This is a genomic window from Runella sp. MFBS21 (assembly GCF_029433105.1).
GTDB lineage: Bacteria > Bacteroidota > Bacteroidia > Cytophagales > Spirosomataceae > Runella.
Genome location: NZ_JARNTW010000010.1, coordinates 201,404 through 225,634, shown reverse-complemented (window position 1 = coordinate 225,634; position 24,231 = coordinate 201,404). Strand labels below are relative to the sequence as shown.

The 24,231-nt window shown below is 42.7% G+C and carries 13 protein-coding genes; 7 read left to right on the top strand and 6 right to left on the bottom strand.

What is annotated here, in order from left to right; all coding sequences use genetic code 11:
- Positions 1–116: 116 nt before the first annotated feature.
- Positions 117–1,721: a glycoside hydrolase family 28 protein gene (locus tag P1X15_RS19605; protein ID WP_277339833.1), complete on the top strand. Its 1,605-nt coding sequence runs from the start codon at positions 117–119 to the stop codon at positions 1,719–1,721.
- Positions 1,722–1,777: 56 nt separating this feature from the next.
- On the opposite strand, the gene kdgD is transcribed toward P1X15_RS19605, so the two are convergent.
- The 4 genes from kdgD to P1X15_RS19585 all read right to left on the bottom strand — a co-directional run bounded on the left by kdgD (position 1,778) and on the right by P1X15_RS19585 (position 6,970).
- A complete protein-coding gene (kdgD, locus tag P1X15_RS19600) occupies positions 1,778–2,683 on the bottom strand; it encodes a 5-dehydro-4-deoxyglucarate dehydratase (RefSeq protein ID WP_277339832.1) in 906 nt (301 codons plus the stop codon).
- A 42-nt stretch (positions 2,684–2,725) separates the two neighbouring features.
- Complete coding sequence (locus tag P1X15_RS19595) at positions 2,726–3,628, bottom strand: NAD(P)-dependent oxidoreductase (protein WP_277339831.1); 903 nt, start codon at positions 3,626–3,628, stop codon at positions 2,726–2,728.
- Positions 3,629–3,971: 343 nt separating this feature from the next.
- The gene (garD, locus tag P1X15_RS19590; protein ID WP_277339830.1) at positions 3,972–5,504 is read right to left on the bottom strand and encodes a galactarate dehydratase; all 1,533 of its coding nucleotides are present in this window, start codon (positions 5,502–5,504) and stop codon (positions 3,972–3,974) included.
- A gap of 20 nt (positions 5,505–5,524) precedes the next feature.
- Entirely contained in the window at positions 5,525–6,970 is a 1,446-nt protein-coding gene (locus P1X15_RS19585) for a GntP family permease (RefSeq protein ID WP_277339829.1), read from the bottom strand.
- 742 nt (positions 6,971–7,712) lie between these two features.
- On the opposite strand from P1X15_RS19585, the gene P1X15_RS19580 reads away from it, so the two are divergent.
- Positions 7,713–8,726 carry a zinc-binding dehydrogenase gene (locus tag P1X15_RS19580; protein WP_277339828.1) on the top strand — a complete coding sequence of 338 codons (1,014 nt, stop codon included), beginning with the start codon at positions 7,713–7,715 and terminating at the stop codon, positions 8,724–8,726.
- 24 nt (positions 8,727–8,750) lie between these two features.
- Positions 8,751–9,983, top strand: coding sequence for an MFS transporter (locus P1X15_RS19575; protein ID WP_277339827.1), 1,233 nt, complete (start codon positions 8,751–8,753; stop codon positions 9,981–9,983).
- Between the two features lie 73 nt (positions 9,984–10,056).
- Here the strand turns inward: P1X15_RS19575 and P1X15_RS19570 are convergent, their stop codons facing one another.
- Both P1X15_RS19570 and P1X15_RS19565 read right to left on the bottom strand, forming a co-directional pair.
- Positions 10,057–12,291, bottom strand: a complete 2,235-nt coding sequence (locus P1X15_RS19570; protein ID WP_277339826.1) for a hypothetical protein — start codon at positions 12,289–12,291, stop codon at positions 10,057–10,059.
- Between the two features lie 57 nt (positions 12,292–12,348).
- Positions 12,349–14,598, bottom strand: coding sequence for a regulator (locus P1X15_RS19565; RefSeq protein ID WP_277339825.1), 2,250 nt, complete (start codon positions 14,596–14,598; stop codon positions 12,349–12,351).
- A 279-nt stretch (positions 14,599–14,877) separates the two neighbouring features.
- Between P1X15_RS19565 and P1X15_RS19560 the strand changes: the two genes are divergently transcribed.
- The 4 genes from P1X15_RS19560 to P1X15_RS19545 all read left to right on the top strand — a co-directional run bounded on the left by P1X15_RS19560 (position 14,878) and on the right by P1X15_RS19545 (position 24,208).
- Positions 14,878–15,420 (top strand): RNA polymerase sigma factor, encoded by a 543-nt coding sequence (locus P1X15_RS19560; RefSeq protein WP_277339824.1) that lies wholly within the window; start codon positions 14,878–14,880, stop codon positions 15,418–15,420.
- Positions 15,421–15,670: 250 nt separating this feature from the next.
- Positions 15,671–19,066 carry a SusC/RagA family TonB-linked outer membrane protein gene (locus P1X15_RS19555; protein WP_277339823.1) on the top strand — a complete coding sequence of 1,132 codons (3,396 nt, stop codon included), beginning with the start codon at positions 15,671–15,673 and terminating at the stop codon, positions 19,064–19,066.
- A 24-nt stretch (positions 19,067–19,090) separates the two neighbouring features.
- Entirely contained in the window at positions 19,091–20,731 is a 1,641-nt protein-coding gene (locus P1X15_RS19550; RefSeq protein WP_277339822.1) for a SusD/RagB family nutrient-binding outer membrane lipoprotein, read from the top strand.
- 195 nt (positions 20,732–20,926) lie between these two features.
- Positions 20,927–24,208, top strand: a complete 3,282-nt coding sequence (locus P1X15_RS19545) for a SusC/RagA family TonB-linked outer membrane protein (protein WP_277339821.1) — start codon at positions 20,927–20,929, stop codon at positions 24,206–24,208.
- Positions 24,209–24,231 lie beyond the last annotated feature (23 nt).

The following is a 24,231-nucleotide window of genomic DNA, read 5'->3' as shown; positions in this document are numbered from 1 at the left end:
AAACGGGGCTATCTTGAAAGCTCAATTCTGATTTTATAATTGATTTATACCCTCCCCTCCATATTAACTTGGAAGGGCTTATTATATCTTCTTAGTGACAGTTCGTAATTTTTATCATGAATCGATTCTTAATTATTGTTTTTCTTTTTTCAAAATGTACCCTGTGGGCCAATGAACCTTTTGTTTTGAATGTAAAAACATTTGGTGCCAAAGGTGACGGTAAAACTTTAGACACCAAAGCCATCCAAAAAGCGGTAGATCGCTGTGCAGCCCAAGGTGGCGGTACCGTTTGGTTTCCGGCAGGTCGCTATCTTACTTCTACTATTTTTCTAAAAAACAATGTAACACTCGACATTCCAGCGGGTACCACTATATTGGGGGCTACCGATATTACACTTTATCCAGTCATCACTCCAAAAGTGGAATATTACAGCAGTGACAATATTCACTTTTCGCTTTTTTATGCTGAAAATCAACAAAATATTACGTTAAAAGGGAGTGGCACAATCGATGGACAAGGAAGCGCTTTTAGCGACAAACACCCCTCCTTTCCCCCAAATTATAATCCTCGCCCTTTTATATTTTGGTTTGCTGAAGTCAAAGGATTGACCGTCAAAGAGCTACATTTGCGCAATTCGGGTTTTTGGATGCAGCATTATCTCAATTGTGAAAACATTTTGATTGACGGTATTAATGTCTTTAATCATAGCAATAAAAACAATGACATGATGGACATCGATGGCTGCAAAAATGTGCGGATTGTCAATTGCCTTGGCGACAGCGACGACGATGGTATCACTCTCAAAAGCATGAACGCAAGACCCGTCGAAAATGTAGTGATTAGCAACTGTATCTTGAGTAGCCATTGCAATGCTATCAAATGCGGCACCGAATCGTCGGGGGGATTTAAAAACATCGCTATCACCAATTGTGTCGTGCGCCCTTCTGCCGTAGCGGATCGGGCTATTTATGGCAACCCTACGGGCAACTCGGGAATTACGCTTGCTACTGTCGATGGCGGTCAGCTAGATGGTGTAGTGATTGACAACATTCATATTTCGGGTCCTCAGGTTCCTATTTTTTTGCGATTGGGCAACCGCGCACGTCCTTTCTCAAAAAACCAAGGAGAAATCCCTGTAGGTACTTTACGAAATGTACAGATTTCTAACATTGTGGCGACAGGTGCGTCCAAACTCGGTTGCTTATTGGCAGGACTCCCCAACCACCCGCTCGAAAATATCCATTTGTCTAATATTTCCATCACATTTTCGGGAGGAGGTACCATAGCCGATGCCCACAAACTCTTGCCCGAAAACGAAAAAAAATACCCTGATGCCGAGCAGTTTGGAATCAACAATGCCTATGGATTTCAGCTACGCCACGCGCGTAATGTATCATTACAAAACGTTAGATTGTATTTCAACCATCCCGAACAGCGCCCAGCCATTGTGCTCAATCAGGTACACGACGTCGTTGTAAAAGATATTTCGGCTATGATGTCGGCTCAAAGTGAATCATATATCAAACTTACTTGTAGCACAAAAGTGACCGTTGCCGACTGTACACCCTTTGTCCAAGAAAAGACCCGCTTTTTTTTGCAAGCAGACGATACTTCCGCCAAAACACTCATTGTCAAAGGCAATGACCTGCGCTCTTTCTTACAAATAAGCAATCTACCTCAAAATCAAATACTTACACTCTGGGGAAATGTGATGCCCTAAATCAAAAATTCCGTTGGGGAGATATAGTTCCAACGGAATTTTCTAATAAAAAAACGTTATTTACTCTGCTCAATAATCTGCTGCAATTCAGCCACTTCTGCCTCCGTAGGCATAGTAAGCGGTGGACGCACGTTGCCTGCACTACGTCCAATGAGCTTGGCACCTGCTTTGATAAGACTTACGGCATAGCCGCTTTTTTTGCTGCGCAAACGTACCAACGGAATATAAAATTTTTGGGTGATTTCGGTCACGGTGGCTGTGTCACCTGCCCGGAGACTTGCATAAAATTTGTTGGCCAACTCAGGCACAAAATTGAAAGCAGCCGAAGAATACGTATTAACCCCAATTGACAAATAAGCCTCCGCAATAATCTCCGCAGTAGGCACGCCTCCGATATAAGACAGGCGCTTGCCGACAGTCTTGATGGTATCGTTTAGGTCTTGCATGTTGCCTGTACCATCTTTCAGACCGATAAAGTTGGGGCAAGCATCCGCTAGTTTTTTGATATAAGTAGCCGACAATACGCCATTGCCACGATTGTAATAAATCACGGGCAATGAAGTATTTTGGATAATCGTTCGGGCATATTCATATATCCCGTCTTGAGGGCATTCGGTAAGATAAGGCGGAAACAAGAGCAAGGCGTTGATGCCTGCTTTTTCGGCTACTTTGGCAAAAGCAATCGCTTCTGGAATGCTCCTTCCTACGCTCGAAATCACGGGTACACGCTCCGCTACTGTTTGAGCAGCAATGCTGACAATTTGCTCATATTCAGCCGCCGAAAGCGAAAAAAACTCCCCTGTACCACCCGCTACAAACACCGACGATACATTATGACTAACAAACCATTCGAGACGGTCGGTATAAGTAGCGGGGTTGAATGCCCCCGTTTCATCAAAATCAGTAATGGGAAAAGACAGCAGTCCGTCTTCGAGCGATGATTTTATTTTCGACAATTCCATGTTTTGTGGTTGAGGGGTTTTAGTGATTCATCAATTATGTTTTTATTCTGAAAGATATGCTTCAATGTTAGCGAGTACTTTTTGGGAGAGACGCTCAAAGGCTGCATCGGTCATACCAGTAGTTTTGGAAGTGTAAAGCACTGACGGATGATTGACTAAATCTTCGGAAACACCAAATGCGCCATCCGCATCAAAAATGGCAAAATGACCAGCTTGAGCAAGCCAAGTAAGCAACGGTTCTGACTCAAAAGTAGGCCCGACCGAGGTGTTTATAAACACAGAATCGGGTTTCATCAACCCCAATTCGTGAGCAGTCATGAGTTTGGTATGACGAGGAAGGTGCGTACTCACTACGTCGCTTTCTTTCAACAACTGCTCCAAATCTGCATATTTAATCTGCTCACTTTCAAGCGAAATCTTGCGGGTACGGCTGTAGTAAAGTATTTTCATCCCAAAAGCCAAAGCGGTTTTAGCGAGCATTTGTCCCACTGTCCCAAATCCAACAATGCCTAGTGTCTTTCCTTTCAATTCGGTTTGCTGAGGCTTCCACTGATGAGTACCCAAGCCTTTGAAAAGCGAAATTAGCTGCGCCAATATAAACTCTACCACTCCTTCGTCTCCATAATCTCGCACTCCTTTTACGGTTATGTTTTGTTGCTCAGCGGCATCAATTGCTACATTTGCCGACTTTTTATCAATCAAACTACAACACATTCCGATATACTTTAGATTTTTAGCAGCCGCTATCACCTCAGCATCTAGCCGCGTTTTCCAGCTTACCAGTACTGCGTCGGCATCGCTTATTCTATTTATAATTTCTTGATTGTTAGAAGGATAATCATGGAAGACACGAACTTGTCGCTGCGAATATCCTGATAGTTTTTCTAAAGCCTCTTGGGTGAGCCTTGTATTATCTACACAAACAAGCTGTTCAAATTTTTTCATTTATGTTTACTCTGTAACAAATTTTGGAATCCATATTTACTAGACAAGTAAAGCCTTATGTATACCTTACAAGCTCCTTAAACTTGCCAAGTTTTGATAACCAACGCTTGTATAAACTTGGCAAGTTGATACACCCTAATATACCTTACAAGCTCCTTAAACTTGCCAAGTTTTGATAACCAACGCTTGTTATAAACTTGGCAAGTTGATACACCCTAATATACCTTATAAGCTCCTTAAACTTGCCAAGTTTTGATAACCAACGCTTGTATAAACTTGGCAAGTTGATACACCCTAATATACCTTACAAGCTCCTTAAACTTGCCAAGTTGATAGAAAAGTTTCAGGTCAAAGGTCCGGGGTTAAAGAGTACTAAATCATTGTAAAGCCCTAGCTTATCGGTCGCGACTTCTTTGGTACCACTCGCTACCTCCAAAATCAACTTAAACAGCTCCCACCCCATATCTTCGATGGTCTTGATACCAAAAGCCACTGGCCCTGTATCAAAATCTATCAAATCGTGCCAACGCGCACTCAGTTTTGAGTTAGAACTTACCTTGATTACAGGAACCATATTCAAGCCATAAGGTGTACCACGCCCCGTGATGAATACGTGTATATTCATACCCGCAGCCAACTGCAAAGTACCACATACAAAATCGCTAGCGGGCGTCGCTACAAAATTTAAGCCTTTCTTACGGATTTTGTCCCCTGGCGAAATCACATCCACAATCGGGCTTTTACCAGATTTGGCCACCGAACCAAGCGATTTTTCAACAATCGTACTCAATCCTCCACTTTTGTTGCCGGGAGTAGTGTTGGCACTGCGGTCAGCTTTGCCTCGCTCTAAATAATCATCATACCAAGCCATTTCATCTTTCAGGGCTTGGGCTACCGACTCGTCTATCGCCCTTGGCACGAGCAAGTGGATAGCATCTCGCACTTCGGTTACTTCCGAAAAAAACACCGTGCCACCTGCTCTCACAATCAAGTCGGCCGCAAATCCTGACACGGGATTGCCTGTCAGACCAGAAAACGCATCGCTACCACCACATTGCATTCCCACTACCAAATCTGAAGCAGGACAAGTAGTACGCTGACGTCGATTAAGCTTTTGGAGGTGTTTCTCAGCTAGCTCCATGATACCTTCTACCATACTCTCAAACCCCTCAAAGGCTTCGTCTTGTAAATACAGAATCGAAGCATCGTTTGAACTTTGTGGTAGTAGTCGTTCGGGGCGTAGTTTTTCACACCCTAATCCAATAATCATGATTTCACCACCAAAATTGGGATTTTGGGCAATGTTTTGGATAGTTCGAATAGGAACAATCGCCGCAGGAGCATCAATCGCAATACCACAGCCATAACTATGATTGAAAGCCACTACATCATCTACATTAGGATAAAGCGGCAATAGTTCGCGCCTGATTTTTTGACAGATATAATCGGTCATTCCGGCGACGCACTGCACACTTGTGGTAATCCCCAGTACGTTTTTGGTACCCACACTACCGTCGGGGTTTTTGTAACCTTCAAAAGTGTAGCCTTCGAGTGGTTTGGGAGGAGTCCATTCTTTCCGAACATAGGGGATATCTTGGAGCGCTGGCGGTAAAGGCAAACTAATATTAGTTTCATTGACCCAACCACCCCTGAGAATATCTTCACCTGCATAAGCAATCACTTGCCCATATCGTATTACAGGCTCACCTACCAACAGGTTTTTGAGGGCTACTTTATGCCCCATCGGAATGTCTTGCACCAGCATTAGATTTTCCCACACTACCGTCCCTTTTTTAAGCCCTAATGGGTTGGCTACAATACCCACGTTATCGTTGGGATGGGTACGAATCACAATATTTTCCGCCGTTTGAATCATCCGATTTTTTTGTTAACTCATTATACCAAAGGAAAAAGCTGTGCTGCTATCATGGTCAAAATCAACCCTGTCAGCCCCATTAAACTCTGCATAGGGGCGATAGTCTTGAGGGCTTCTTGCTCGGTTAGATTACTGGTTTTGCACATAATCCAAAATCCCGCATCGTTCATCCAAGGAATGAGTTTGGCACCACTTCCAATCGCCAAACATAGATACACAGGATGAAAACCCAGGTTGGCATTTTGAGCCATTCCCGCCAAAATCCCCGAGGCCGTAATGAGTGCTACCGTAGCCGACCCTTGGGCCGTACGCACTACCGCCGTGATAAAAAATGCCAAAGGAATCAACGCCATTTGATAGTCTTTAGTCATTTCGGCGATGCGTTGGCTAATGCCCGATTGCTGAAGCATTCCTCCAAAAGCGCCACCCGCTGCCGTAATAAGAATGATACCTCCACCACTCATCAGGGCGGTTTGTACAAAACTAGTCACGGCTTGTTTGGCCATTCTTTTTTGATACACAAGTACCAAAAGAGCGAAAATCGCGCCCGTAAGCAAAGCGATATTTTTATCCCCAAAAAACAAAACCACATCTATGATTCCATTCAAAACAGCAGAAGACGTAAGCGGTGCCTTATGAGAAGTAAAAGCCTCTACTGCTGACCGAATACAAATGGTGACTAAGGGAAATACAGCGGGTAACAGCGCCAATCCAAGAGAAGGCAAATCTTTGTCGTCTTTGTTGGCAATCGCCGCAATATCTTCCAAACGTGCATCAGGGGCATCGCGTAGCGGAATAGGATATTTTTTATTGAGCCAAATTGCAATAAAGTACCCCACTGTAATGGTACAAAGCCCTAAAATAGAGCCACAGACCATCATCAATCCAATGGGTACATTGAGCGCTCCTACCAAAAACAAAGGTCCGGGCGAAGGTGGCACGTAGGAGTTGGCCATGACTGCCCCCGCAATGACCGACAAGGCAAGCAAAAGATAATTTTTACCCAAACGCATCCCCATCGCTTTGGCCAAAGGCATCATAAGGAAGATGACCGTATCCACAAAAACTGGAATGGTAAGAAAAAAACTACTTAATACAAACCCAATAGGGGCGTTTTTGACGCCCGTTACTTTGAGCATGGCTCGAATGATTTTTTCGGCAGCACCACTATCAAGCATGGCTTTGCCTATGATGGCGGCCATCGCAATCAAAATTCCTATTTTGGCGCAGGTATTCCCAAACTCGGTACCAATACGCTCGCCGATGCTTTTGTGGGAAAGTTTAATTGCCTCCGCCGCAGAGCTTCCTTTTGATAAGTAAAACTGCTCTACCGATGCCGTAGGCGTGAGCAAAGCTACCGCCAAAGCCGCTAGTAACAACGCTAAAAAAGGATGTAATTTAAAACCAATAATGCCACCAACGACAATGACTACACCAACGATGAGAATAAGGATAGGGTCGCCCATTTGAGAGAGGTTTTGATGCTTAGAAAAGGAGGTTGTTTTGGAATGTAATATTTGATGCTTAGAAAAGGAGGTTGTTTTGGAATGTAATATAAACTAAGCCCCTACTTAACAATTCAATAGCGTAAAAGAGACTTTTATACAAGGAAAAAGCTTTTAATGGGTTTTATACTTTAAAAAATGTAACTACTTAGCAATACGCTTTAAGCTGTAAGCCATAGGCTTTTTATTAAAAATGGTCTTACCTACTAACGAGTCGCCGCTGTACTTGCCAAAAAACTACCTACTGCCTACAGCTTATAGCATAAGGCTATGTACTTCCAGCCAATTATCCTGCTTGATTTGGGATATTTATAGTTATTCTCTTGCTAAGATTAGGGCAAACATTATAAACAAACAAAGGAAATTTTGTCTTTTTTCACGCAAACGTTCCCGACAACGTTTGCAATTAATCACAAAGATTGAGAGAAAGAGAGTTATTAGATTTTATTAGGCGGTTTATTTGTGGATTGAAATACATGAATCTTCTACCTGTTTATTTATTTGATAATCAACTAAATACTCTTATTTACTACTTCTTTTATTTACAAAAACAAGCATTTAACACATTAATAAACATATGTTTAAAATAAGTAAACAAAATATTTGTCATCTTTGCATTCTTAGATTTTCAAAAAATTAATTTTATAGAGCATTCATGACAGGTTCTGGCACCTTACTCGTCTTCAATGGCACTGGCCAAAAAATGCAATTACAACAAAACACACTCCCCCATTTACGGTCAGGCGAAATACTCGTTCGGAACCTTTATACCACGATTTGTGGCAGTGATTTGCATACTTTTTGTGGAATAAGACAGGAAAAAACGCCGACGGTGCTAGGGCATGAGATAGTGGGTAGGGTTGTAGAAATCGACAACAATCATTCTGGGAAAGACCATGCCGGAAACCCTCTTAATGCAGGAGACATCGTAACTTGGAGTATTTTCTCCGCCGACCCTACTTCCGAAATGTCGGTCAAAGGAATGCCCCAAAAATCAGAAAATGTTTTTAAGTATGGGCATGCTATGATTACCGAAGAAGATTGTTTTCACGGAGGTCTTGCCGAATATACCATTCTAAAACCTTACACTGCTATTTTAAAAATCAACGCTAGTGTCCCGATTCCTGTGGCTGCTACTATCAACTGCGCCGTGGCCACTGTGGCGGGGGCATTGAGGCTGGCGGGAGAGCTGAAAAATAAGAAAATACTCATCACGGGCATGGGGCTACTAGGAATCATGTGCGCCGCTATGTGCAGGGATGCGGGAGCTCGCAGCATAATAGCCGCCGATGTAGAGGCGGCACGTTTGGGGCAAGCACTGGCATTTGGCGCGGATAGTACTTGCTTAATAAACACCGATTCCCTTCCTTCAGCTATTGACTTAGTATTTGATATGAGTGGTTCACCGAGCGCCATGGAAGCTGGCATCGAGGCCTTGGGAATTGGAGGCATAGCAGTGTGGATTGGGGCAGTGTTTCATAATCGCAAAATTATGATTGATGCCGAGCAGGTTATCCGCCGACTAATTACCATCAAAGGCCTTCACAATTACAACTATGAAGATTTCAGTTATGCCGTAGATTTTATTAGTCGCAATCATCAAAAATTTCCTTTTGAACAAGTCGTCGGGAAAGAGTTCACCTTAGCCAACGCCCACGAAGCTTTTGAGTATGCACTCATGCACAAGCCTTTAAGAGTAGGAATCCGCATCGATTAATCTCATTTATTCTAAACCCTTATCATGGAAAAATCTTTCCGTAGTCAACAATGGAGGATGTTGCTCGTCACCATGCTCTGTTACTTATTTTTTTATACAGGACGGCACAATTTTGGCTGGGCAGCCAAAGGCATGGCAGCCGCTTTAAATATTCCTTATACTTCTATTGGTTGGGTAAGTTTTGCGATGCTATTGGGATATGCGTTTGGGCAGCTTATCAATGGCAATTTGGCCGACCGTTTTAGTGCGCGCGTGATGGTCACCACTGGTGCTTATTTGTCGGTACTTACCAATGTCGCCATCAGCTATTCTAATTCATTTTCAGTCATTTTAGCGTTATGGGCGCTTAATGGATACTTCCAATCGATGGCTTGGGCGCCGGGAAGCAAGCTTATCAGCAACTGGTGGAATGGTCCCGAACTCGGCAAAGCATTTGGCTTTTATACCATGGCGGCAGGGCTCTCGTCGGTAGTTACTTATTTACTATCCATTGTATTGCTTCAGCAAGGGATGGAGTGGCGGATGCTATTTCGTATTCCTGTGTTGTTGTTGTTGGTAGCTGCTACGGTTTTTGTGATAGTAGCTCGCGATAAGCCCAGTGCATCACTTCAAAATGACTCCCATTCTCCTATTCCTAATGGCGAAGACACTTGGCTTTCTCGTTACAAGGTAGTGGTATCCCATCGGCATTTTCTATTTACATCCTTAGCCTTTGGTTTCGAAAACATGGCACGTTATGGGCTTATTTTTTGGGTACCGGTACATTATTTAGGTCAAAACTGGAAAGACAATCCGGGCAATCTTTGGGTAACCTTTTTATTGCCTATAGGGATGGCAGCGGGTGCTTTGTCGTTTGGGATGCTATCGGACACGCTTTTTCAAAGAAACCGTATCCATTCTATTCGTTTTGGGATGTTGATGAGTGCCTTAATGGCGTTGTTGGTATTTGTGGTTCCGACTACCAATCTAGTTTTGGGCGGAATCCTGATGCTATTGATAGGTTTCTTTGTGTATGGTCCACAATCATGTTTTTGGCCTCTCAGCCCCGAAATGTTGGGGACTTCCTACACCGGCACAGGCATCGGATTTATGAATATGTTTGGATATGTTTTTGCGGCTTTAGGCGAGCCTTTATTTGGCTATGTCATCGACAAAACAGGCAATAGCAGTACTATTTTTGTCTTTATTTCGGGGATTTGCTTACTATCAGTGTTGATGATTACTTTGGCAAAGAAATCTTGGAAAGTAACCTCTTAAAAAAAATCTCCGTTTCTCAGTAGTTGTTAATAAAACCACTGAAAAACGGAGAAATACACAATGCAAGAATAGGTTACTGTTTCGGGGCACTGATTACACCTAAGTACCGTCCCATCCAATAAGGCAACAGCCAAATATCACCCGCACTATGTTCGGAGGTACCATTGCTGCCTGTACGGTCGAGATGAAACATATTGCCATTGTGACGCTGTACGGGGCGCTCATCAGGAGGCAATACTTCCTTGATAGTTTGGTTACGGAAATTAGGCTGCATTTTCTCAATGTCTTTACGATGACTGTTTGAAATCGCCCAATCGATAAGGTCGAGCGGATGCTCTTTGAGATACCATACAGCTTCGTTCAAATCAAAATCAGGCGTACCTACCAAAGCCGTGAAAATATTCCAAGCTCCTTCTTTTTCAGGCCGTTCGATTTCCCAGTGATCAATGATGGCTTCTTTGTATTTGGCTTTGAGGGTATCGTTGAAAGCATAGCGATACAGCCCCCAATAACTCACAAAGTACATTTCGTCGTCGGAGTGGTTCCAGCCATCTGATAGTTCTTTGCTAAGGGCATCGGCTTCGCCAGGGGCAGGGCTAATCTCTTTCATAGGTCTCATCAAATTTTCCAAATAACCATGTTTTTGCATGAGTTCAAAAGCTTTTTCTTTATAGAGTTCTTTTTTGGTAAAATGATAAGCCGTTTGGAGCATCGCTACGATATTCGACGAAGTAATCTTGCGGTCTCCTACATTTTTAGGAAAGGCGTTGACGTATTCGGGGCTCCAACGTCCCCAAGTAGTAGGCTTACCGTCATAATCAATCAAATAGAAATTGTTTTTGACAATATGTCCCATCAAAGTATCAATCAAAGCAACAGCGCGGCTTTTCATATTGGGCTCGTCGATAAGCTCTGCCATGGCACCAAAAGCAAAGATATGCCCCACGGCTTCATCGCTACTTGTGGTAGCCTTCCAGTCCCAATTAGGATCAGACGAATGCTGCCAACGGTCAGGATCAGCTAGTTGGGAGATATATCCCGCTCTTTCAAAAGAGCGAGCAGGAAAGCCCGGCACAGGGTTAATGGTATAGAGGCGCTCCATTGCATCGAGCGATTCGCGGCAGTTTTGGAGTGCGTCTTCTTCTTTGGTAGTGGCGTATCTGAAAATCTCCCCTGCCAAATACATCGACGTCCAAAGACCGTCGTTGTCAGAATCGGCAAGATAGCCTGAAGCGATATTGCCTTTCTCCATGTTGTCGAGCGAAGCATTGAAACCATTGCGAATATGACGCTTACGTACTTGCTCTTCGTAGTAAACGGCTTTGTCGTGTAGGGTCATTTTTTTGAAACAAATTTGACCTAAACCAGCAGTAGTTAGTACCAAAACTGAATTTTGGGGGCCTTCCGAAATATGCACAACGCCATTGCTTGGTAGCCAACGCTCGCCGTTGTAATAATCTACTTTTCCGTCGGTGTGTAAAGCAAAGGCGCCATTGGTAGTACCAAACCATACTTTATCGCCAATGACTTCAATAGCGGTGATGTCAGTCCAAGGAAGTTTTTGATGAAGGGTGCCTATGGGTTTTTGGGTGGTGATGTCCCATTCAAGATAGCCGTCGTTGGTACCGATATAGATTTTTTTGTTGTCTGCCGCAAGGTCGAAAGCAGTGAGATTATTTCCTTGATACACATTTTTTAGTTGTGGGCTAGTGGAAGAGACTGTATAAAGACCTTTTTTACCCAACACCCAAAAAATACTTCCTTCTGCTTGATAGCGTACAGATAGGACTTCATCTTCTACGGCTCCTTTCCAAAGAGAAGTCGAATCTTTGACCAATTCCAACGATTTTCCGTCCGATACCAAAAAAGTAAAATCTTTACCTCCCGCCATTAGCTTGGCGTTAGGAAGTTGGTGTTTGGCGTAGAGTTTGCCCGCCCAAGCATCGCTCAAAACAGCTTTGTTGTCAAGCATTACAAATTGATCCTCATAAGCAATGACGGCCGTGATTTTTTTGTCTTTGATAGGACGATATTTACCATCGGCTTGAAGTTTTCCATGATAGAGAAAATGTCCATTGTGGGGTTGGAATAGCCCTGCCGAAGAAAGCACCTTGATGACGCCATTGCGATCGCTCGCCGCCGAAAGAAGTGTTCCATTTGAAGGCTCAGCATAATATTTGACACTATAGTCTTGCCAATAAGGGACATCTTCGTAAACGGGCTGGTTGGTTGTAGCCTTACGGTCACAAGCCACGAATAAGCCACCCGCACAAAGCACAAATAATACTAGAAATTTGACGAAACGCATGAGAAATTGTTTGAGAGGTGTATAAATTAAAAATTATATATAGAGGTTTGGAGAAGCTTAGCGAATCATTTCCAAATACCTTCCCATCCAATAGGGAAGCTGCCAAAAGACAGGTTCGCGTTCGCGATGAGGGTCGCCCCCAGCGGCAGTCCAAGGGTTTTTGTCCCAACGAACCGTCATCCGAATGCTAGGAGGTTGTAAAACATTAACTTGTTGGTCTTCCAACACTGGCGTCCTTACAATCTTTATATCTTCACGTATAGTATGGTCAATAGGCCAATCAATGAGGTCGAGTGGGGTATCTACCAAAAAATCAACCGAATTTTGGAGTTCTACTTTTTTGTTTCGGGCGTAGCAGTAAATAAAATTGATAAGCGGATTGTGGTCGCCTTTGCGTTTTTCAAACCATTCGTCCATGTGTTTTTGATAAAAGGCTAACCGTTGAGGGTCGGTTTCAGCTTTCAACAAAATAGGATATACATAGGCTTGTAGCATTACATCGAAATAAATAAACCAAGCTGGATTTTGATTAAGAATGTTGGCCATGTTGTCGAGATAATGCTCTTTTTCAATCAAGTGCAAATATGCTTTTTGGTATTTCTCATTTTGGGTCATATAATGCGCCAACTTCAAAAAAGCGAGCATTTCCATTGAATTTTGGCTTTTGTCGGGTGCCCATTCGGGGTCGCGGTTGAGTTGGTCAGGCGACCAAACCGACCAGCGGGTATGCTTCCCGTCGGTATCCGTAAAATTGAAATTATGAGCCATAAGGTAATCCACAATCCGTGCTACATGCTTTCTTACTACGGCTTTTTCGGCTTCGTCGGCCACGAGTTGATAGTAAAAAAAATAGCCAAACATATGTCCACACATCTCATCGCTACTTGTATCACCTTTCCAGAGCCATTTGCCGTCTTTAGATTTATGCCATCTAATTTCTACGGGCTTAAAACGCGGCTCTTTCACCAGCTCATCGGCTAGTTGTTCGGAGGTATAAGTTAGATTTCCATCGTGCACCTCCGTCCAATCGGCAGGTACAATAGTACGAGCAAAGAACCCTTCGGTATCGGTGATTTCTTGTAAAAGCTTTAAAAAGCCAAACGCTTTTTTTGCATTTTGTTTAGCATCTGGACTTTTGGTGGTAGCATATCGAAAACTCTCCATCGCCAGATAATTGCCCGTATATTCGCCGTCATTGTCGTCGTCTTCAGGTTCCCAAGTGCTAAGGTCACCTGCTGTTTTGAGGCGGCATTGCCCTGCTATCCAAGGCGCGCGGATGTGGCGTTTGAGCAATACATCTTGAAAATAATCTTGTTTTTGAGCCAACGTCATCTTCTGACGTTTGATGACACTTACGCCGCCTAACGTAGCAATCCAAGCATTACCATCGGCATCAAAATCAATGTCTGTCACATAATCATGAACGAGCCACCGCCTGCTAAAGCGCAACGAATGGCTCCCGTCTGTCGCATAGCGCACTACTCCTTTTTCGGTACCAACCCACACGGTACCATCAGGAGCGGTTTTGAGAGTGGTCACATATACAGTAGGGAGGCCGTCGGCGGTAGTAATGGACTTTATTTTTTTGCCTTCTTGAAGGATACTTACTCCGCCTAATCCACCCGCCCAAAGATGGTGCTTGGTATCAAAATCTACGCCTTTGATATACCCACTTTGAACCTCATTTGGCTGCCGAAAAATCTGCGTTTTCCCATCCTTATTTATATTATATAATCCGACATCACTTGCAAGCCAAATACCTCCCTTTTCATCGAAAGATATATCTCTTAGAGAACGTGGTATATCGTAGTTTTTTTTGACAAAATTATCACCCTCTTTTTTCCAAATTCCCTTCGGACCTAGTGCCCATATTTCCTTATCGTGACATCCTATGATGGAGATAGGAGCTTCAATCTCTTTAATAAATAATGGTGTTTGGTTTTTGAATTGATAAACGCCTTTCCAAGTACTTGCCCATACCTCTCCCTGACCATCCAGAGCTACTGAAAAAGCTGGCCCTTGTTCGGTAGTAGGCAAGGCGGCTTGCCATTGGGAAGATTGGGTAGTTTTCTTAAATATACCATTAGAAGTAGCAATCCAAGCATTACCTGTTTTATCAAGGACAATACTCCTAACATTCGTAGCTGACATAGGATGTGCCTCGTGGGATTCTTGCCAAAAAGCAATATCTCGATAGGGCTTGAGATCGGTAGCTTGTGCACTTGCATCATTTTGATAAACTGACACAACAAATATCAACAAAGCAACAACTGTCTTCTTTAGATAGTCAATAACTGAATAATGCATAAGTTACGAATGGGATTGATGCTAGTAATACTTGTTTGGGAGGTCACAGGGCTATTAAACAAGTATTAATTTTTGGAGTGTCAAAGGTTAATAAATGGTGTATAGATATAATGCAGTATTATGTTTTTATTATCATATTTCAAGTTTGCGCAATTTGAGGATATATTTACGCAATTTGATACGTTTTGTTGCAAAAAACAACGTAAATTTACTTTCGCAAATGCACCGTTATGGATTTGCCAACCCTCAACCAATTTATACCTCACCTCTTTTATAACCATGGCCTGTATCAGCGAATATACCCTCAGGAAAGTAATCCAAGGTGATCAATCGGCTTTCGCGGAGTTATATAATTTTTATAAAACTCCCGCTATCAAGTTTTGCGTGTCGCTCGTCAAAGACGAAGAAGAAGCAGAGAATATGCTGCATGAGGTTTTTATTAAAATCTGGGAGAAAAGAGCTCAAATTAATCCTACCCTAAATTTCAACTCTTACCTATTTACTTGCCTCAGAAACTTGGCTTTTGACTATTTTAAGAAAATGGAAAAAAGCCAGCTCATCAAACAGCAATACATAGAGAGAATGGAGCATTTTGATGACGAAGAGCTAGAAGTCGAAGAAGTAAAATTTACCAATTTGCGTACAGCAATCGATTCTCTATCCGAAAAGCGTAAGTTGATTCTCAAACTCAATGTAGAGGAAGGTAAATCATACCAAGAAATTGCGGAGTTGATGCGTATTTCGAAGAATACCGTCAAAAATCAGTTAGTAAAAGCGAAGCAATTTTTGAGAGAAAGAGTTGATATAGCTGCGGCATTTTAAAAAGGGCCTTTAAACAATAACTTTATCGACATAAATAAATCTACTCAGTAGACTTATCTCACACTATTATAATCTGCGCGATTAGTGAAAACATATATGTTTTCACTAATCGCGTTTTTTGTTATATCTAGCCTACTCACGTTTATCCAAAAGTCTACTTTTTTAATCGGAATTTAATCCCGTCTTTTTAGTCCATCCCTCAAATGAGAAGTATTTATGGATATACAAACCAGTTAAATACTCTAATCAAATGAACAACAATTTTACCATGGGAAGGGCTCTGAAGCGCCTTTTACTCACAACGCTCATTGTGAGTGGATGCTTCATGATGGCCTGGTCTCAGACCAGAACCATCACGGGGAAAATCACTTCTAAAGAAGACGGAAACCCCATGCCAGGCGTAAACATTATCTTGAAGGGAACTCAAAGAGGCTCAAGTACCAACGCAACAGGTAGTTATACAATCGAAGTGCCTAACAACAATGCCGTATTGGTTTATTCTTTTGTTGGTTACAAAACCCAAGAGATTCCAGTCGCTACTCGCAGCGCCATTGATGTTACGCTCGAAGCCGGCGCAGAAAGTTTACAAGAAGTTGTCGTGACGGCGTTGGGTATCAATCGCGAAAAACGCTCTCTAGCCTATTCGGTAGGTGAGCTAAAGTCAGAAGACATCGTCAAAGCAGCCAATCCTAACCTCCTCAAATCGTTGGACGGTAAAATCAGCGGCGTAAACCTCACCAACCTCAGTAGCGACCCTACCTCATCGGTTTTGGTAAATATTCGGGGCTCTTCGGCAATGCCTACTCTCAGTGATGCCAACGTCTCCTTAAAAAGCCAACCCTTGTACGTTATCAATGGCGTACCTGTAGGCACCCAATCATTTACCAACAAAGACGGAGTAGATTTTGGTAACATTCTTTCGCAGCTCAACCCTGAAGACATTGCATCCGTGACTATCCTCAAAGGTGGAAGTGCAGGGGCGTTATATGGAGCTGAAGGTGGTAATGGGGTAATTATGATTACTACGAAGTCAGGAGCAGGTATGAAAAAAGGAATTGGTGTAAGTTATACTTCTTCTGCTACTGCCGATCGCGCTTATCAGTTTTTTCCTGAGCAACAGATATTTGGGCAAGGAGAAAGAGCCTACGAGTGGCAATATGACAATACCGACACCTGGGGGCCTATTCTTGACGGGTCATTTTCGGCTGATTACTGGGATGTGGCAGCTAAGCAATGGAAAAATGGTCCCATGCGGTCTTCGGGCGAAAATCGCATGAAGTCGTACTTGCAAACGGGGAGCACATTTACCAATACCATCGGAGTAACAGGCAATTACGACAAAGGTTCGTTTCGCTTTTCGGTGTCTGACATGAACAACAAAGGGGTAATGCCCAACACCAAAACCGACCAAAAATCCTTTACGTTGAATACTACTTACAATTTGACACAAGACGTAAGAGTGACGGTAAGTGGTAGCTACATCAAAACTTTTACGCCCAACAAAGCCAACGTGACGGGTTCTAACAGTGTCTTAAATGATTTGTTGTTTAACCTCCCTACCAATCTTCAACCTTTGTCACAAATGCGCGATTATTGGTTGACTGGCTTTGAAGGCGTACGTCAAAACGGCGCCATCATGAAAGACAATGGCATAGACGTAGCCCAAAACAATCCTTGGTGGATTACGTACGAAAAAATCCACAAGTTTGCCCGTGACAACTATTTTGGAAAGGCACAGTTGGATTGGCAGCTCTCTCAGCCATTTTCTTTGATGCTACGCACAGGTATGCAAAATGTGAAAGAAAATTATGAATTGCGCCAATCTTGGGGAGCGAAAGGCGACCCTTACGGCCAATACGTGGTGGGTAGCAACAACAGTATGGAGGCCAACACTGATGCGATTTTGACTTACAACAATACCTTCGGAAAAACCTCAGTGACGGTATCGGGCGGGGGTAACTATCGATTCACCAATGCTAGTTCGCTCGAAGTGGTGGGAGGTGATTTGAGTTCTCCCAACTTATTTACTTTGGCCAACATCAAAGCTGGAACTTTGACCGTAAATGGTACTAGTACAAACTTAGGCACCAACGTAGGAGCGCCGTATTTCAACGGCAAATCGGTAAGTGCCTATGGTACGGCCAACATCAGCTACGACAATAAGTTGTTTTTGGAAGTAACGGGTCGTAACGATTGGAAAGGCGCCTATGCACAAGAAAAAATCAGTTATTTCTACCCTTCTGCTTCATTGAGTTGGGTAGCTTCCGAAACTTTTAAACTACCACAAGTTATCAACTATCTCAAAGCACGCTTAAATTATGCAGATGTGGGCAACGGTCTAGTACGTCGCCGCTCCATTGATACCTACAGCTTTGATGCCAGTCCTTGGGGTTCTATCAATACTGTAAGTTTGAATGCTACCATTGTAGATCCTGACTTAAAAGCTCAACATTCAGTTTCTAAAGAAGTAGGATTGGATCTTTGGATGCTAAGCAATCGATTGAAGCTGGACTTTACTTATTTTGTGAAAGACCAAAAAGATCAGATTGATAACATTCCTTTGGTACAAGGAACGGGCTATACAGGTTTGTTGACCAACATCGGTGATGTTCGCAATAAAGGCTATGAATGGGGACTAAACTTTACTGCGCTTAAAACCAAAGATTTTACTTGGGATATTTCAACCAGTTTTACTCACTACAAAGCAAAAATTACCCGCCTATCTGACAAATTTGCGCCAGCTGGTTATGTATTTGCGAGCTATGACGGTAAAACAAAAGTGAAACTAGCAGAAGGCGAAGTAATCGGAAGTATCTACGAAGAAAACCCAATCTTACGAGTCAAAACTGGTAAGTATGCCGGAATGCCTTTGTTGGATAGCAACGAAGGTAAAATCCAAAAATCAAGTGATGAACGCGACCGTGGCAAACTCGGCAACTTCAATCCTGATTTTATATTGGGTCTAAACACTACCCTCAAATACAAACAATTTACGCTTGGCTTAGTAGGTAGCTTTCGCAAAGGAGGTAAATATGTATCAGTAAACCAGCAATATGCAGAATCTAATGGCCGTGCTATCACTACTTTAGGAGCCGATGCCAACAACCTTTGGTGGGTAGGTGGACGCGACGCCGCTCATGGAGGGCTACCTTGGCCAGCCGAAGGCTCAAGTGAATATGCCGCTATCAACAGCAACAATGATGATAAGCGTTCTAACTTCCAAGATGCTAGCTACGTAAAAGGAGTTTTCTTGAATCCTAATTACACAGGCGACCCTTCAAAAGCTACCGACGCTGACTATATCGTAAACGGAGCTAACCCAAAAAATACGTTCTACGATTTCCCTTACAATGGTTACGGAGACATCATCTGGAACTTCTCTGCTACCAGAACCTACGATGCAACCAACTTCAAAATGAGAGAAATTTCATTGGCTTATACCTTGCCTAGAGCTATTACCAACAAATACAACCTCAACAACGTAAGCTTGGCTTTTATCGGACGTAACTTGTTTCAATGGAATGCATCTGGACGCAACGAAGACCCTGAATCGGCCTTTTCAGGCGTGGGCACCAACCAAGGAATTTTGAGAGCTACCCTCCCAAGTATTCGTTCGTATGGATTTAAACTTTCCTTGGATTTTTAAGTAATCACTCTTAAAGCAAAAACGATGAAATCATATATCAAAATACTTTCCGTAGCCCTGCTGACCACCGTAGCTACTTCTTGTAGCAAGGATGAGTTGAGGATTTACGACACCACTCAGCAGCTTGATGCTGTAGAGTCAGTCAATGACCCATTTTTGTTGGCCTCTGTCATCAAGCAAACTTCTCTCTTTTATCAAAATATGGGTTTTGATAATCGACGCCTTCCAAGTGCTGTTCAGCACATGCAAAGCAATTATCAAAGTGGCGATAATTTTTATTCAGGATTCAAATCGCCTATTGATGATATGTATTCGGCTATGAATATCCTGAAGTTGATTGATGGCTCTATCGGCTTGGCCGACAAAAGAGCTTCCAATGCTCACAAAGGAATTTTCATTACCTTCCGGGTATTATTGTTTTCATTCATGACCGATTTTTATGGGGATGTGTACTATACCCAAGCTTTGAAAGCAAGGCAAGGGATTCTTTATCCGAAATACGACAAGCAAGCTGATACCTATGCAGGTTTGTTGAAAGAGCTAGATGAAGCTACCGCTCTTATCACGTCAGGTACTGAGCCTATCGATAAAAGCTATGATTTGATGTTTGGAGGAGACAAAACAAAATGGATTAAATTTGCAAATTCTCTTAAACTTCGCCTTATCATGCGGGCATCGGGCAAATTGTCTGATGCAGGAGCACGCATGACGGCTCTGATGAATGCGCCTTTATTGACAGAAGCGACCGATAACGCTTCTATTGCATATGTAGGAACTACAGCCGATAACTCTTGGAAAGGTGGAACTATCAACTGGGGTTCAGTAGATGAATTTAATAAAAGACGTCCTTGCAAAACCTTGGTTGATAAATTAACAGACCTCAAAGATCCACGCTTAAACGTATGGGTAGCTCCTGTCGAAAACCCTTGGACTACGGATAAAACCAAAGACGGCCAAACTGTAACTACTACTGATCCTAACGGTTTTAGCTATACCTCAAAATGGGAGTACTTGGATGCCTCTAACAAAGACATATCAGCTCAACTTTCTAACGTTACCGACACCGATAAGCTATATGTAGGATTTATTGCTGGGATGTTGAGCGATTGGAAAAACGGTAATGGTCACTACAATACCGCCGCAGGTGGAGTAGTAGGTAATTTTAAAGTATCACAATTTTCGCAATTATTCCGTCAAAATAAACATAACTTGCTCAAGGCTCAAATCATCAATAGTGATGAAGTACAATTTATTTTGGCAGAAGCAGCCGCCAAAGGTCTGATTTCGGGAAGTGCTGATACTTATTACCGGAAAGGAATCACTAACTCTTTGTTAAGATGGGGCGTAAAACAAGCTGATATTGACAAATATCTAGCCCAAGCAAGCGTGGCACTTCCTTCTGATAAAGCAGGACAGCTGACCAAAATTGCTGACCAAAAATGGTTGGCATTGTTTACCGTATCTACAGAAGCCTACTTGGATTTGCGCCGCACAGGCTTACCCAATATTTTCAGTAACGGTCGCTTGAGCGGTTATACGTTCCCATTGAGGTATCGTTATCCAGGTAATGAACTCGGGCAAAACAGAAATGCTTATGACCAAGGAGTGAGTACATTGTCGCCCGCAACAGACAATGAATTTTCAAAAATTTGGTTGTTACAATAAATAAAGTAGGTGAAGAAAGAGTCTTTCTTCACCTATTTAACTGATTTTACATCAATAAATTTTCAATTTATCAATCGTTTACGTATATCTCAAATACTTCTTAGTCAATAATTCTACAAAAAAAATAACATTCTATCGATAGTCTGTTTGTTTAGTTATTTCGTACCATAGGTACTAACTAAACAAACAGACTATATGAGACACTTTTTTCTATTACAAAAAGCAATCAAACGATTGTGTGTGGTAGTTCTAGTATTTGGTATCTGCTGTACTTCGGTGTATGCCCAAGTCAGAACCATTACTGGAAAAGTCACTACGAGCGAAGATGGCTCTGGCATGCCCGGAGTAAACGTTGTTATTAAGGGTACTCAGAAAGGAACTAGTACCAACGCCACAGGTAACTATTCCATTGAAGTAAATGGTAGCAATCCTGTACTTGTCTTTTCATTTGTGGGCTATGATGCCAATGAAGTATCGGTTGGAAGCCGCAGTGTAGTAGACGTAAGTCTTACACCAGGAGCCGAAAATCTAAACGAAGTAGTAGTAACCGCCTTGGGTATCAAAAGAGAGAAACGCTCTTTGGGCTATTCGGTAGGTGAAGTATCGGGAAAAGACATCGTAAATGTACCTCAAGAAAACGTTCTCAATGCCCTTTCTGGCCGTGTGGCAGGGGTCACTATCAATCAAACAAGTGGCGCTGGTTCATCGGTTAGCGTCATCATCCGTGGAGCTACTTCATTAAGCAACGACAACCAGCCTCTTTTTGTGATTGACGGTGTGCCTGTAGCCAACAGCCTCAACAACATCCGTTCGATGGGAGATCGTAACAACGTTGACTATGGTAATGCCATTTCAGACATCAACCCTGATGATGTAGAAAGCATTTCGGTATTGAAAGGGCCAAGTGCTGCTGCGCTCTATGGCTCACGCGCTGGTAATGGAGTAATTTTGATTACCACCAAATCTGGTAAAAAAGGTAAAGGGCTAGGCGTATCATTCTCTACAAGCAACGTCTTCGAAACGCCTTACCGCTACTTAGATCTTCATTACAAATATGGGAATGGTGATCGTAATGCCCGTCTTGATGAAACTTCAGCTTATTGGGGAGGTCCTGAACTGGATAAGGGGATTTTGGCCGCACAGTGGAATAGCCCGTTGGATGCCAATGGTAACAAGATTCCTACCGAATTGCGCTCCTACAAAGACAATATGAAGAATTTCCTCCAAACTGGAATTACTTCTACCAACAACATCGCTATTTCGGGTTCAACTGACAAAACCACTTACCGGGTGTCTTACAACCTGATGACCAATCAAGGTCTTATTCCAAATTCAGACCTTAATCGTCACTCTTTATCTGCTTCTGGAACTTATGATATTCATCAAAAGGTAAAATTAACTACCAATTTAAACTTCGTACGTTCACAATCCGACAACCGCCCTTCTACTGCCAACCGCGGTGCCAACCCGCTAGAGGCCGTTTATCAATGGTCACATGTAGATGTAAGAGAGCTACAAAACTACTGGGTACCTGGTAATGAGCAAATCAAGCAAATGTCGCCTACAAATGGAGATAATCCTTACTTTTTGGCATATGCCATCAACAATGGCTTCAACCGCGACCGTATTTACGGTAATATGAAACTTGATTATGCTATTACTTCTAATTTGTCAGCTTTTGCTCGTATCTCTCATGATATGTTTGTAGAAGATCGCGAGACCAAAATCCCCTGGAGCTATAGCCGTGGTCGCAATGGAGGATATTATCTTCAAGGTCTAGGTCGCAAAGAAACCAACGCAGATTTCTTATTGACCTACAAGAAAAATATCAATGCTTTCGACTTTAGCGTATCGGGCGGTGGAAACTACATGGTCCAAAACTACAAAGAAGACTTTATGGGCGGAGCTATCTTGACGGTACCAGGGCTTTATAGAATTTCAAACATTCCTTTGGCCTCCCTTCAAGTAAGCAATAGCAGTGCTAAAAAAGCAATCTATAGTCTTTACGGAATGGCTTCTTTAGGTTATAAAAACATGCTTTATTTAGACTTGACTGCTCGTAACGACTGGTCGAGTACATTGCCTGCCGAAAACCGCTCTTATTTCTATCCTTCAGCTTCATTGAGCTGGCTTGCTAACTATGCTTTCAGTTTGCCTAAGTCGATTTCTCTTTTGAAATTAAGAGCTGGATGGGCACAAGTAGGTAACGACGCCAATCCTTATCAGTTGATGCCTACCTTGGGAACAGGAAGCTGGGGAAGCTTAATTACCACCAACGTACCCCAAACATTATTAAACGCTCAGTTGAAACCTGAAATCGCAACATCTACCGAATTTGGGGTGGATTTAGGTTTGTTTGAAAACCGTCTACGTTTTGAAGGCACTTACTATTACTTAGAAAACAAGAACCAAATCTTGGGTATTACTACGCCTTCTTCGTCGGGCTTTAATAGTAAGCTTATCAACGCTGGTTTGCTAGCTAGCAAAGGTTGGGAAATCAACCTTGGAGGTACTCCTATTCGTGACAAAAACGGCTGGAATCTTGACCTCAACATGAATTTCACTCGCAACCGTACTACGATTAAGGAGTTGACGGAAGGAATGGATTTCTATACGCTTTGGGACGACAACAATGGAGGGGCGTTTACATTTGTAGGAGAAGAAATCGGAAACATCTACAGCCGGGGTTATGCTACCGTAACAGACCCCGCATCGCCTTATTATCGTTGGCCTATCCTCAACAACAACGGTGAGTGGATTGCTGTAAACGACCGTAATGCCCGCGAGAAAGTAGGAAACTTTAACCCTCGTTTTATCATGGGTATGCAGGCTACGCTTTCTTACAAACGCTTCTCATTGGCCGCTAGCTTTGATGCCCGCGTAGGTGGAAACTTCCAATCTTATACTTATCGCTACGGCGAATCTGACTGGAAATCTCAACGTCAGTTAAATCAACTTATTCCGGGTGGATTGTACTCAGAAGCAGAATTAGTAGCCCTTTTGAAATCAGATCCTGAAAAATACATCATCCCTACCAACGGTAATTTCCCACGGGTAGGTGGACACACCAAAGCTACTGGTGGAATGGGTGCTGACGGAGACGGTGGATTCATCCCTGGGGTAATTCTACAATCTGATGGTACTTACAAAGAACACTTAGGGGGAGCTGGTACCAATATTTACCCTATCACTGATACCTATCCTTGGAGCTTCAATAAGCAAATCACTTTTGATGCCTCTTTCCTTAAATTGAGAGAGTTGTCTTTCTCTTATAGTATTCCAAACATTGGTGGCTTCCGCAATGCTAGTATTTCATTATTTACCAGAAACATCATGCTTTGGACTGCCTCCAAAATTGGTATTGACCCTGAAAGAGCTTTCCAAGCAGACAGCGGCCGCTTCCGTCAAGGAATCGAACTCCAAAACGTAATGCCTTGGACGGTACCTGTAGGTTTCAAATTGAACTTTAGTTTGTAATAACTAACATTTAAATCAATACG